We start from the raw sequence: 11,851 nt of genomic DNA, 5'->3' as shown, positions 1-11,851 counted from the left end.
GAGAATCGAACGGGACAGCGGAATGGCTACTACGAAAGAGCATTAACAACACGCGTAGGAACGTTGGAACTTAAGGTTCCGAGGACAAGAGACGGTGTCTTTTCTCCGACTGTTTTTGAACGGTATCAACGAAATGAAAAAGCATTGCTAGCTTCTATGCTAGAGATGTATGTATCCGGCGTCTCCACTCGTAAAGTCTCTCAGATCGTAGAAGAATTGTGTGGAAAATCGGTCTCTAAGTCTTTTGTTTCTTCTCTGACCGTTCAATTAGATCCGATCGTTAAAGACTGGCAGAATCGAACACTAGTAGGAACGAAGTTCCCTTACCTTATGGTAGATGTTCTCTACATAAAAGCACGAGTAGAACAGCGCGTCCTCTCTCAAAGCTGCCATATCGCTATAGGCATTACTGAAGACGGCGATCGCCAGATCATTGGCTTTATGCTTCAAAATGAAGAAAGTCGTGAAACCTGGTCGAAATTCTTCGACTACCTGAAAAACAGAGGACTAGCTGGCGTCAAGCTCGTGATTTCTGATGCGCATAAAGGACTTGTGTCCGCTATTCAAACTTCTTTCACGCACGCTTCATGGCAGAGATGTCAGGTTCACTTTATGCGAAACATTTTAAGTACCGTTCCTAAGAAAGGTTCTAAACCTTTTCGAGAAGCAGTCAAAGCAATCTTCAAATTCTCAGATATCCATTTAGCCCGTAAGGCTAAAAATGCGTTGATTGAAGAATACGTTGATCAAACAAAGTATCAAAAGGCCTGTAGAACACTAGATGAAGGTTTCGAAGATGCCTTCCAGTACACTGTTTTAGGCAAAAGCCATAACCGATTGAAGAGCACAAATTTACTCGAACGATTGAATGAGGAAGTCAGACGGAGAGAAAAAATCATCCGTATTTTCCCCAATACTGCTTCAGCTAATCGCTTAATTGGAGCCGTCCTGATGGACGTGCATGAAAACTGGATCAGTTCTCCGAGAAAATATATCCAGTTTGAATCAAACTAATCAGACTGAAACAAAGTATCGTACATTTTACACAGAAGTCTGGACTTGACTTTTTTTCTCTTTATGAACCATACAAACTATTCATTCTGTCATTTCTCAGTTAAAAAAATTTAAAAACTATATATAGTTACTAGATATATGTACTAAAAAAAGAGATCTTTATGTACCTGATGTAAATTTTAATACGATTAATTTAGCTAGATTTTATAGGTTAGCCACTTAAGCTCACCAATAAAAAACTCATATGAATTTCATATTATATTGAAGCTCCCCCTAACTTTCAATAGACAGAATAAATTCATATGACGTGCTCTAAAGAAAACATATCAATACGTAAGAGAAACAATTAGCTTATTCAGAACAATCGCAAACTACCATTTTGGAAGCCGATAACTAGTCCACTCATATAATTTCGAAGACTCTGGCAAATTTTCCGCAAACGATTAATAACAAGGTTCATCGTGGAACGATTACTCAACTTAACCGTCAAAAGCCAAATGGTAAATTTTATGACTATTATTCGACTAACTACGATATTAGTACAGGATAAGCAGCATACGTTTATTAGTCGATTTATTCCAAATGGGACGTCAATTTAGTGAACCCCACTACTTGAGAATAGATGAACAACTACCAGTAAAAAAATTTAGCTGTAAAACTCTACACGACTATTATGCTCGTGCTCCACGCTCTTTATGCCATATAGTCTAAGCAAGTTAGTGCTTCCAAATGACGAGTAACTTCTTCCAATAACTGATTGAACAACTGACAATTAAGTGGAGATATTTTTTTGAAAAAGGTGGCTAACTACAGATAGAAATTTATATCTATTCAATAACCTCTAATCCTGAATTGAAAAATACAATCTTAAAATCATTCCCAAAAAAACCCTTTCTATTCATGTGCACGTAATTCATTTCATCTACTTCAAACTCACTCCAGATCTCTTCAATTAATATCTCTTCACCTATATTAGAATAGATATCACTCGTATATTCTAATTTGTTTGACTTAGCCATTTTTATTTGAAATTCTTCACCAGGATAATCAACTTTTATTACATACTTATCTTTAATAAATCTATGTTCAATTACTTGCTTATCAGTAATCTTAATAAATCCATGATAGCTTTGAATAACTCTTCCTCGGATAAGTAAAGCTATGAAAAAAATTAAACATCCTAAAAGAATCAGACGTATGAATTTTTTCAAAATATATCACCAGCTTTCAAAAATATTATGTTCCATTTCCTATTAATATTTGTATAATAACGTTGTTTTATATGAAATTTATGTAAACAATCTTAGCTCAAATGAACATACATCATTGAATGAGTCTGTTTATTCTAATTAAGCCCATCATTATCTTAGACATATACTCTTAATCCCTAATTTCTTTCAAATCTTTTTTCATCATATAATTATTTTTGTGAACTTTACAGACATTTTGATTGATGTTCGTATTCATAAGAGCAAGGTGCATTTTAGTATCTAAAGATGGTGTTTAAATACTACTGGATTTAAAGCACACTGCAGCACATATTTAGACATAGATAGGAACAAATTTATACTCCAAAATATCATCAAATTCCATAACTTCCTCCCCTTTAATAACAACAATATCTACTAATTTATCTACCTTCAAGTAATAAAATAAAAAATCATATAAGAAATTTCCTTAAAAATAAGAGTAACCTCGACAGCTATACAAACCCCTAAATAAAATAGCTTATAAGTACCAAGCCAAAACTAGAAAAGATAACAACAATAAAAAGCACCATAAAAGAGACAAGACAGTATAACAGTATACTAGAAATAAGTAATAGGCAGTTCGTCCCTTTTAATCATCAAGAAGTATTGATGATCTCTAAAGGGTTGTTTGGATTCCAATTTCTCTTTTTAAATTGAATGTTTTCTACTTCTTCAATGATTCTTTCTGCTTTAGGTAGACTCTTCACCAAGTCCTTTTTCTGTTTCGCATACTGTTCTTTCTTTTGCCCTAATAAACTAATGACGATACTTTTAGTTGTCCCTAGACGTGTGTAGCCGCCTCTTCCTGGCTTTGTTTGAATAGTAATGTAGTGATCTTCCTTCAGCATTCTTAAAAGGTCTTTAAGGCTTGATTCAGGGATATTTAGCTCTTTCATCAGTTCTTTTCTTGTCATCTGAATAAAGGCTTGTTGGTTTTTGGTTTTTTTTTCGATTAACTGAATTAAATCTTTTCGCCATTCTGAATAATGCGTTTTCTCACGTTCTTCTCTGGGCTTTGCGAACTTATACCATACGCCTTTATTTAAGCTCTCAGAGCGATCTTGAGAGATCCCCCACTGTTCTTCTAATACTTGAATATACTGCGCAGAAGCGCCACTATAACGCCCAGAATAAGCGGATCTAACGATCTTCTTCACTTCTCTATCAGATAATGGGTTCGCCAAAAATGTATTGAACTCGTCCATTAAGTCAATACAGTCCTCTTTTTCCATTTTTGAAGAGTAGCACGCCAAAGAAGCCGTAAAAACTGCGGAATTTCGTCCCAGCAATCCTTTACCACCTTTTATGGTCTTCACGTTCAATAAGCTTCTAAACCAGCTCGTTTTTGTTTGTTTAAAATCAGTGTTTCTAAAATTGTCTTTCTGAAGTAACTGTCTTTCTTGTTTTTGATCATCACTAATTTTCATGGACCAAGCCATGAGCTTTTTGAAATCGAATACGTTCGTCGGATCATAGTAGACAATATTATCTTCACGTGGGAATCTAAAAATGCCAAAAGGATTGCAGCCAAAGTCCACCCCTTCAATTTCTTTTGAAAAAGCTACTTTTAAGGATCTCGCAATAGCCTTATTGGTTCTCAAAGACTTGAACTCATTTGCTTTAGAAATATAGCTCGGTTGGTCCAACACAAAGTAAGCTTGATAGCCGTTAGGGGTCTCTAGGATCAACGTAGGGACCGTATTGAGTTCAAGCCCAGCTACTAAGATATCGTCACTGCTTACATTCTCTTTAGAACAATCAAAATCAATTACGAACGTATTGATCTGTTGTAAGTTTTCTTCAAAGAAACCCATAACATGTTTTCTATTTGGATCTATGTATCCACCCCAGCTGTAAACATTTGGTGTCCAGTGAGATAATTTTTCTTTATTCTCGTAAATGGCCTCTTCTGAACCAATGATGAACCCTTTAGCTTGGATCATACTTTCTTTATTACGAAAAGCAAAAGTCACGCCTTTTTTACCAGGAGCTTCTTTAAAGTTGGGTGGGCAACCTTTGCTGTTCTTAAACTTATATGTGAGTAAACCTTTTTTCAGGATTAATTTATATGTATTATTTTCTTCAATCATGTACTTATCCTTCCCAAAAAAGAGAACATATACTTACTGTATTCTCTTCAAAGGTCGATAGGTCTACACTAAATTCAAATAGACCCTACTAAATTGAAGTGCTCGCCCTAGTATGCTAGAATAAGTAGCGAACGGAATACCATCCGTCCACAAACTAAATTTCATAAGTGGTTACCAGCCACTTATAAACCCTAGAGGCGAGCAGGAACACATAAAGTTGGTTATGTGATTCTGGAGAGTATGATTCTCATAAATCATATTCTTCCGTCTCTTTTTTATTTTTCTATAAGCACACCATAACGGACAAAAAAAACTATGTAAATAGAGATAAGTCAAAAAAAAAACAGGAGAAAAAGAGAAAAGTCTCTTTTTCTCTTTTAATATTATTCAGGAGAAAATTCTCCTTTTCTCCTTTTCTCCTTTTCTCTTTTAATAGACATTTGTAATTTTTTTTAAGTAAACAATACTAATTTGAAAGTTATTTTAGGAGAAATGTAATTAGGAGAAAAAGAGAAACGAAATTAAATTTTCTCTTTTTCTCCTTTTCTCTTTTTCTCTTTTTCTCTTTTGGTAAATCTTATCTCTATATTTTGAGAAATTTCTCCTTAATACATTTTCCTATTGTAATCATTTACAACTATGATATACTGTTTTTAGGAGAAACTTTACATTATACGGAGGTACTTTACATATGACAGCTAAGACTATAATAAATGCAAATCAGAAGGGCGGCGTTGGCAAAACAACTTCTACATCCTTTGAAGCCATCATCGCTTCTTTACCCAATGAAGAGTTCAACAATAAATGTCTTTTAATAGACTTTGATAAGCAAGCGAATGCAACTAGTATTATGGGAAAAACATTCGACAAAGGTTTCCCCTCTACGGTTATCAGTGCCGTAAGAGATAATGACTTAAAAAGTGCAATAGTGGAACTAACGCCTAATCTACATATGATAGCCGGTGGTGGTGATATGGCAAAGTACGGGTTATATCTAGAATTGCTCTATCCTTTTAAAAACGATACGTCTCAGCACGTTGCTGAAGTTACAAAACAACGTACTTTTCATTTTTCAAAAATGCTTGATCCTTTAAGAGAATTGTATGATTATATTTGGATTGACGTTGGCCCAAGTACTGATATTAAAGTTGATAACGCAATGGTATGTGCGGATTACTTCGTTATACCTCAGGAGACCAAAACCTATTCCTTTGAAGGATCTTTAGATATTATAAACGTATATTTACAAACTTTAATAGACGACTTCGGAGAGGATTTTAAAGGTGAAGTATTAGGACTATTACCATTTTTACTTCAACCTAAAAGAGACTTACACGAATCAATTATTGCTCAAACGAAAGAAGCATTTGGCGAGAATTTCACTTTCAATGCAATAGTGAATAATCAGAAGCGAATTGACGATTATCCTGAGTATGGTATTACAGTAATAGACCACCATGATAGAAAAGTTTTCGCTTTGTTTGCTGATATTTTTAAAGAGCTTGAGGAAAGAATTAAATTATTTGAAAAGTTAGGGGATATACCTGAAGACTACAGTTATCAACCTACGTATCTAGACGGCAATAAGCTAACTGACTTTTCTCGCAGATTAGATCTAGGAACATTCGAACCGAAAGCAGGTGCTTAAAATGGCTCTTACTAATAGAAAAAAGAAGGAAAGACCCATCGTTGAAAACCCAGTATCAGAATCTCGATTTAGTAAATCTTTAGATTCTGATACGATAGCTAAAGACAAAAAAGAGACTATTACTAAAAAGAAATCAACTAAACATTATTCTAAAGTAGAAACAGATATAACGAGCATTAACTTTAATGCAGAGTATTCAGCTAAAGATAGAAAAACTATAAAAGCAGATCCTGATATTAAATCTTTAATCGAAATTTTTTCTGACTTTGAAGGTGCAAAAGCATACGAGACTTTGCGTAATATGGCAGAGTTTTACTACGAAAACAATTATGACGAAAGAGCTCAAAGGATTATTTCTAGTATTCAAAATAATAAATTTTTAGGATAAGAAAAAGAGATCAGGATTTTCCCTGTTCTCTTTTTCTCTTTTTCTCTTTTTCTCTTTTTCTCCTTATTACATTTAACAAATCATTTTTTAATTAACCTTTATGAACTTTTCAGTACAATGTATTACTATACATGAATTTCTCTTTTTCTCTTTTTCTCCTTTTCTCTTTAATACAATTATCCAAATCGCCAAGTTGGGCGAAACTCTTGCACGAGAGTATTACAAAGTATATAATACAATTATAGTCAATGACTACATGTAGTCATTGTACACAAAAAAGATACTACGATTGGTGCGGCACTTAGCGTCCCTCACAGTAGTATCCTCGACAGTTGATATATAGCAAAGTTACACCACACAGCCTTCGGAAGCTTAATCGTGGTGTTTTTTTGCGTCTCCTAGCTTACCTTAACGATTGTTAACATAAGCCATATACGCAATACTAGCTGCTATAATTGCAACAGCCAGTACTGAGTTGGCGTTTAGTAAAGCCAACGTTTCGTAAAGCGACATGCGGTACTCCTCTTTAAGAAGAGGAGATTTCTGTTTGTATGTTTGTTGTTGATTGTATTACCCTCTCTCCTTTGACATCTGGAAAATGGGTTGCTAAGTGCACTACCAACGTACCTATTATTCTACATTATCATAGAAAAAATTCAAGTCTAAAACACTGTATATAGTAAATTCAACTCTATATATACCGCTTACACACAATATGTTGTGGTTTAATTTAAAATCTTAGGTTTAGAACCTCTTTTTCACTACACTTTGCGGTAACTTGTGCTGCTAATGCAAATCATTTTTTTAGAATATAAGTGGATTTGCCAGCGCCATCGTCTCCATTAATATACACTTAGGTACGAATGTTCCAAAAATAAAGTTACTGTCTTCATAGTCACATATATATATAAGAACAGCACGTTTGTACTGTTCTTTCTTGAGTTATCTTTTTCTACTCCATTTCAAAACATCATAAAATTCAACATTTCTAATCCAATCAAGAGTCACTCTTTTAACGACTTCTTCCCCATCTTTTTTCTAACTTGTAATATTATTTTATCATTCAAATATCCAACCACAAGCGCTTATACATCAGGATAAAATTTTCTGTTCTTTAACACTTTAACTTGTATTACAATTGGCTTTTTAGTTACATATGCTATATAAAGCACTTCAGATACTGCTTTCATCGACATTTCTTCTTTAGCTTTTACCTCAATATCTGCATACTCCTGATTTAAGGCTTTTATAGCTTCTGTTTGATGTGTGAGTATAAATATCCTGCCATTTCATTTTACCTCGATCTTTGTAACCTAATTTTTCTGGATTTAAAAGGATCACCTCTTCTTTTTTCATTACATGATCTCCTTCCTATATTATTATACCAAAACAAGAACGTTTGTTCTTATTTTTAATCTCGAATTATGTCAGTAGAGAATATAAGTTGGCTATTGTTTGATAGTGATAGAACAAATGAGGATATTTTTAAAAGCTCAGGTGTCTCATTACAGATTGTTTCTGATCTGAAGGAGAAAAAGTTAAAACTCCTAGAAGTAAGTTTTGAAGCGGTTATTAGATTGATAGAACAAGCAGATTGGGATTTTGCAGCAAGAAGACAAATTATAGCTTGTGGTGGTTCGGAAAAAGATTGGTTACCTAATTAAAAGGAGAGAATTATATGTTACTTAGCGAAAACACAAAAGGTGCTATTATCAGAATTAGATTAATGAAATTGACCGAAACAGAAGGCTACTTTTACGAACATGCTGAATACTATCAGGAAGACTTAGATACTAAAGAACTCGCTAGTGAATTCAACGATAGCTATGATAGCGAATTTAAAATTATTAGTGACGAGTCACCAACTGACCTTTACAATAGAATTAGCGAGTGGATTGACGAAGAGGTGGGGTAGAGCCTTCCCTTCGTCTTTAAAGAAGGGAAATTTGTTATGTTAGCTGATAAGAAATTGATTGAGTGGTTATTGCACGCTAGCGGAAAAAGCGTTTATAGAATTCATAAAGAATCAGGCATTCCTCAGGCGACAATACATGATTTAAAAAAGAAAGTCAGTAGTATAGAAAAAATGAGTTTTAAAAATGCAGACCTCTTAACTAAATACGCTATAGAACTCAAATATGTAGAAACAGTCAATTCTGACAAGGTGTTTCTTGAAGATTATGCGAAAGAGATTCAAAAGTACATTGCTGAACAAAATACTGAAGAAGATAAGGAGTTGCTATAAATGAATAAAGAAGAAGTAAAAGCAAATAGCTGGTTTTAGTAAAGTCTTGCAGAACAGCTCTGTTAGGCTCTATAAATGAATCTCCCGAGAAATTTTTAGAAAGAATGAAAGTAGATAACGAATTAGCAACGTTTGTTAAGCCGTACCTAAAAAGTACGAGAATCTGGTATGACGATTGTGCAGATATTTTTGATCAATTTAATGACTTGTGAGATTCAAAATAATACCGATAATAAATAAGTTCAATAAAACTAAAGAAAGGTTTAAGTGAAAAAAATAGTATGTCTAAAGAATATGTAACTAAAAAAGAACTCAAAGAATTTATTGAATTGAAGATCCAACAATTAAAGTATCTAATCGACAACATACAGCCCATGCCGATTAAGATGATTATCGTAAATGGAAAAATAGAAAAATATTATTCATATAAAGAAAATACAGAAATACTTAGTTTTCATGAAAAAATCCGATCTTTAAAAGAGTTAATCTCTACTATTGAAAAAGAAGAAACTAGCGATAGATACTATTCTCAGGAAAGATAGGTAATTTAATTGGAAGAGATAGAGGAAGAACTCAACTTTGCTTTGACTGTATATAAAATGACTTTTAAGAGAAATCATGGTGAGCAAGCGTTATCTGAAATGCTGAAAAGATATTTTCCAGAAAGGAATTTATCAAGAAAAGAATTGAAGAACTTATTGTAGTGTTTTTTATCAGAAATTGATTAATGAGAAGAATATACATGTATAACCTTTTGGTTAGAAAAAGTGACACAACTTTAGTGCTTAAAAAAGTAACTAAAACAACGAAATTAGATACCAATTATGAAGACGAGCCAAAAAAATTTAATGATATCTATTGGATGTGCGCTAAAAGAGAACCGTTAAAACAAAAAGCACTTGAATTTAAAGCTGAATGGATAACTGATACAGAAGAACTATTACAGAAACTTAATGATTTAGAGATATAAAATTACTCAAAAAATACTAAAAAAATTACTATATGATTTGTTAATAGTACTTAAATTTTTGAATTGAAAATATGACTCATAATTTAAATCTAAAATACATCTTATCTTTAACTCTATCTATAATCGCTACTACAATTACAGCGTTATGCGGTATTTTCTCTCTTTTTTTCATACTGCTTTTACATCTATTAGTTGTAGATTTATCTGACATTACTACAACTGCAAAAATCATTGTAGTTATACTGGTATTTGCTACACTTTCTCTTTTAATAAAAAAAAGAGCAGGCGAAATGATAGAAAAGCATGGTTTATATCTTGCTCCTGAATTAGAACTTACACTCTATCCTTGCGCTGGAATTTTGTTCTGTCTTAGTTTATTGGCTACACTATCAGATTCGTTGACTAAAATTATATAAATCGTTATTAAATATTTTTTCAAAATAAATGATATTTCAAAATATATAAAGAGGAGAAACTAAATGCAGTCTCAATATAATGTAGTTAAGAAAAATGACAAGTGGATAGCGACTCATAAAGTAGATACTAAAGTGATTAAAGAGTTTGATTCAGAACAGACAATAGCTTCTTTCTTAGCCATGGAACATATTTATGTAGAAAAATTACATGCTATCAAGTTGTTAATGAATCCCTCAGAAAACACTATAATTAACGATCAAGCTAAACCAAACGAAGAATCTTCATTAGAATTCGTCATGTTTCTTTCTTCTATCGCAGGAGATACAACGTTTAAGAAATATTATGCTAAAATTGACAAAAAACTAAATGAACTTTTAGTACTCAGATAATATAAAAAAGCAGTCTACATAAATTCGTAATGGGTGCTTACCCCTAAAAGTTAGAGTTTAATATTATGCAGCCATTTGGCTGGTTTTTGTTCGGTATTCAACTGGACTTAAACCAGCCAATTTTTGTTTTCCACGAACTGTATTATACCATTCGATATAATCCTCGATTTCTTTCTTAAGTTCCTCATATGTCAATAGAGATTCTCCGTGATACATTTCTTGTTTCATAATGCCGAAAAAATTTTCTATCACAGCGTTATCAGAACAAGTTGCTTTACGAGACATACTTTGAAATACTTTATTTTTTTTCAGGCAATTTCTCCACTTTTTATGCTGGTAATGCCATCCTTGATCAGAGTGGATGGTCGTTCGAACGGTAGCGTTATTTTTAATCACTTGAATCGCTTTTTCTAAAGGTTGCACAACGAGATCTAACACAGGACGTTTACTGATGCCAAAGGAAATGATTTCTCCGTTATATAAATCCATAATAGGATTGAGATAGAGTTTTTCGTCTCTAAGACACTTCAATTCGGTGATATCTGTTACCAATTTTTGTAAAGGATATGGTGTAGAAAACCGTCGGTTTAAAAGATTTCTTGCTAGTTTGCCTACTGTTCCTTTGTACGAGTTGTATTTACGTGTTTTGCGTGTGAATTTTATACATTTCAGATTAAGTTCTTTCATCAATCGATAAACTTTTTTGTGATTAATCGTTATGCCAGATTTATTCAATTCTTTTGTAATTCTTTTGTATCCATATCGCTCTTTGAATTGGTAAAAAAGCTTTGAAATAAGTTCCTTTAAGGATAAATCATCATTCTTATTATTCAAATATTTCATATGATAGTGGTAGGTAGCCTCAGGAATCCCTATCACTACAAGCACATCTTTTAATTTGTATCCTTCTTCTTTAAGTTCGAATGCCACTGTTGCTTGTGCTTTTCGAGAAAGGCATTCGGGTTCTTCTCGTAAGCTTCTAATTTTTTTAAGTAGGCATTCTCCAATCGGAGAAGCTCATTTTCTCGTTCTAATTCTCTTTCTCTAGACATCTTTTGAAGATCTTTTTCTGTCTGTTTTTTAGGTTGTTTTGACATAGAAGGTCGCCCCTTAATTTTTGGTTTCAGGCCTTCTATTCCCTCTTTACTGAAAGCTCTATTTCCAGTTCGCTATAATGGAATCTTCTCTGATTCCGAAGGAATGAGCTGTTTCTTGATAAGAAGCACCTGTTCGTTTCATAAATTGTATTACATCTAATTTAAAATGAACAGAGTAGACCTCCTTTGACTCTTTCCTTCTTAATCCCTCATTACCTAAATGCTTGAAGCGGTGAACCCATTTTTTGATAGGCGAGATACTAGGAATACCATATTTTTTAGCTAACAAGGTATAGCCCAAAGGACCATCTAAATATTCTTTTACAATTTTATTTTTAAATTC

15 protein-coding genes are annotated in these 11,851 nt (G+C 33.0%); 9 read left to right on the top strand and 6 right to left on the bottom strand.

What is annotated here, in order from left to right; genetic code table 11:
* The coding region (locus tag J5J05_RS12650) for an IS256 family transposase (RefSeq protein WP_208561029.1) at nucleotides 1-1,014 on the top strand (1,014 nt) is incomplete at its 5' end.
* An 827-nt stretch (nucleotides 1,015-1,841) separates the two neighbouring features.
* On the opposite strand, the gene J5J05_RS12645 is transcribed toward J5J05_RS12650, so the two are convergent.
* Complete coding sequence (locus J5J05_RS12645; RefSeq protein WP_208561028.1) at nucleotides 1,842-2,225, bottom strand: hypothetical protein; 384 nt, start codon at nucleotides 2,223-2,225, stop codon at nucleotides 1,842-1,844.
* Nucleotides 2,226-2,860: 635 nt separating this feature from the next.
* Nucleotides 2,861-4,354: a primase C-terminal domain-containing protein gene (locus tag J5J05_RS12640; RefSeq protein WP_208561027.1), complete on the bottom strand. Its 1,494-nt coding sequence runs from the start codon at nucleotides 4,352-4,354 to the stop codon at nucleotides 2,861-2,863.
* Between the two features lie 691 nt (nucleotides 4,355-5,045).
* On the opposite strand from J5J05_RS12640, the gene J5J05_RS12635 reads away from it, so the two are divergent.
* Both J5J05_RS12635 and J5J05_RS12630 read left to right on the top strand, forming a co-directional pair.
* Nucleotides 5,046-6,002 (top strand): AAA family ATPase, encoded by a 957-nt coding sequence (locus tag J5J05_RS12635; protein ID WP_208561026.1) that lies wholly within the window; start codon nucleotides 5,046-5,048, stop codon nucleotides 6,000-6,002.
* 1 nt (nucleotide 6,003) lies between these two features.
* Complete coding sequence (locus J5J05_RS12630) at nucleotides 6,004-6,390, top strand: hypothetical protein (protein ID WP_208561025.1); 387 nt, start codon at nucleotides 6,004-6,006, stop codon at nucleotides 6,388-6,390.
* 1,215 nt (nucleotides 6,391-7,605) lie between these two features.
* Here J5J05_RS12630 and J5J05_RS12625 read toward each other — a convergent pair.
* Nucleotides 7,606-7,746 (bottom strand): hypothetical protein, encoded by a 141-nt coding sequence (locus tag J5J05_RS12625; protein ID WP_208561024.1) that lies wholly within the window; start codon nucleotides 7,744-7,746, stop codon nucleotides 7,606-7,608.
* A gap of 95 nt (nucleotides 7,747-7,841) precedes the next feature.
* Here J5J05_RS12625 and J5J05_RS12620 point away from each other — a divergent pair, with 95 nt between their 5' ends.
* The 6 genes from J5J05_RS12620 to J5J05_RS12595 all read left to right on the top strand — a co-directional run bounded on the left by J5J05_RS12620 (nucleotide 7,842) and on the right by J5J05_RS12595 (nucleotide 10,411).
* Nucleotides 7,842-8,054, top strand: a complete 213-nt coding sequence (locus J5J05_RS12620) for a hypothetical protein (RefSeq protein WP_208561023.1) — start codon at nucleotides 7,842-7,844, stop codon at nucleotides 8,052-8,054.
* A 14-nt stretch (nucleotides 8,055-8,068) separates the two neighbouring features.
* Entirely contained in the window at nucleotides 8,069-8,305 is a 237-nt protein-coding gene (locus J5J05_RS12615) for a hypothetical protein (RefSeq protein WP_208561022.1), read from the top strand.
* Nucleotides 8,306-8,341: 36 nt separating this feature from the next.
* Nucleotides 8,342-8,635 carry a hypothetical protein gene (locus tag J5J05_RS12610; RefSeq protein WP_208561030.1) on the top strand — a complete coding sequence of 98 codons (294 nt, stop codon included), beginning with the start codon at nucleotides 8,342-8,344 and terminating at the stop codon, nucleotides 8,633-8,635.
* A 281-nt stretch (nucleotides 8,636-8,916) separates the two neighbouring features.
* Nucleotides 8,917-9,177 (top strand): hypothetical protein, encoded by a 261-nt coding sequence (locus J5J05_RS12605; protein ID WP_208561021.1) that lies wholly within the window; start codon nucleotides 8,917-8,919, stop codon nucleotides 9,175-9,177.
* Nucleotides 9,178-9,377: 200 nt separating this feature from the next.
* On the top strand, nucleotides 9,378-9,605 hold the full coding sequence (locus tag J5J05_RS12600) for a hypothetical protein (RefSeq protein WP_208561020.1): 228 nt from the start codon (nucleotides 9,378-9,380) through the stop codon (nucleotides 9,603-9,605).
* Between the two features lie 479 nt (nucleotides 9,606-10,084).
* Nucleotides 10,085-10,411: a hypothetical protein gene (locus tag J5J05_RS12595; protein WP_208561019.1), complete on the top strand. Its 327-nt coding sequence runs from the start codon at nucleotides 10,085-10,087 to the stop codon at nucleotides 10,409-10,411.
* A 63-nt stretch (nucleotides 10,412-10,474) separates the two neighbouring features.
* Here the strand turns inward: J5J05_RS12595 and J5J05_RS12590 are convergent, their stop codons facing one another.
* The 3 genes from J5J05_RS12590 to J5J05_RS12580 all read right to left on the bottom strand — a co-directional run.
* Complete coding sequence (locus J5J05_RS12590) at nucleotides 10,475-11,341, bottom strand: IS3 family transposase (protein WP_208560828.1); 867 nt, start codon at nucleotides 11,339-11,341, stop codon at nucleotides 10,475-10,477.
* Entirely contained in the window at nucleotides 11,305-11,508 is a 204-nt protein-coding gene (locus J5J05_RS12585) for a hypothetical protein (protein WP_208560827.1), read from the bottom strand. Before J5J05_RS12585 ends, J5J05_RS12590 begins: the two co-directional genes overlap by 37 nt.
* A 58-nt stretch (nucleotides 11,509-11,566) precedes the next feature.
* A partial coding sequence (locus J5J05_RS12580) for a helix-turn-helix domain-containing protein (protein ID WP_208560895.1) occupies nucleotides 11,567-11,851 on the bottom strand: 285 nt, incomplete at its 5' end.

The organism is Marinilactibacillus kalidii (assembly GCF_017599325.1).
Taxonomy (GTDB): Bacteria; Bacillota; Bacilli; order Lactobacillales; family Carnobacteriaceae_A; genus Marinilactibacillus; species Marinilactibacillus kalidii.
The sequence above is the reverse complement of the archived record's forward strand: the minus strand, read 5'-3'. Positions and strand labels throughout refer to the sequence as shown.

Coding starts and splice junctions, on each gene's coding strand:
- J5J05_RS12630 (WP_208561025.1), top strand. CDS start 6,004: ATGGCTCTTACTAATAGAAAAAAGAAGGAAAGACCCATCGTTGAAAAC.
- J5J05_RS12635 (WP_208561026.1), top strand. CDS start 5,046: ATGACAGCTAAGACTATAATAAATGCAAATCAGAAGGGCGGCGTTGGC.
- J5J05_RS12615 (WP_208561022.1), top strand. CDS start 8,069: ATGTTACTTAGCGAAAACACAAAAGGTGCTATTATCAGAATTAGATTA.
- J5J05_RS12600 (WP_208561020.1), top strand. CDS start 9,378: ATGTATAACCTTTTGGTTAGAAAAAGTGACACAACTTTAGTGCTTAAA.
- J5J05_RS12595 (WP_208561019.1), top strand. CDS start 10,085: ATGCAGTCTCAATATAATGTAGTTAAGAAAAATGACAAGTGGATAGCG.
- J5J05_RS12640 (WP_208561027.1), bottom strand. CDS start 4,354: ATGATTGAAGAAAATAATACATATAAATTAATCCTGAAAAAAGGTTTA.
- J5J05_RS12625 (WP_208561024.1), bottom strand. CDS start 7,746: ATGAAAAAAGAAGAGGTGATCCTTTTAAATCCAGAAAAATTAGGTTAC.
- J5J05_RS12610 (WP_208561030.1), top strand. CDS start 8,342: ATGTTAGCTGATAAGAAATTGATTGAGTGGTTATTGCACGCTAGCGGA.
- J5J05_RS12605 (WP_208561021.1), top strand. CDS start 8,917: ATGTCTAAAGAATATGTAACTAAAAAAGAACTCAAAGAATTTATTGAA.
- J5J05_RS12585 (WP_208560827.1), bottom strand. CDS start 11,508: ATGTCAAAACAACCTAAAAAACAGACAGAAAAAGATCTTCAAAAGATG.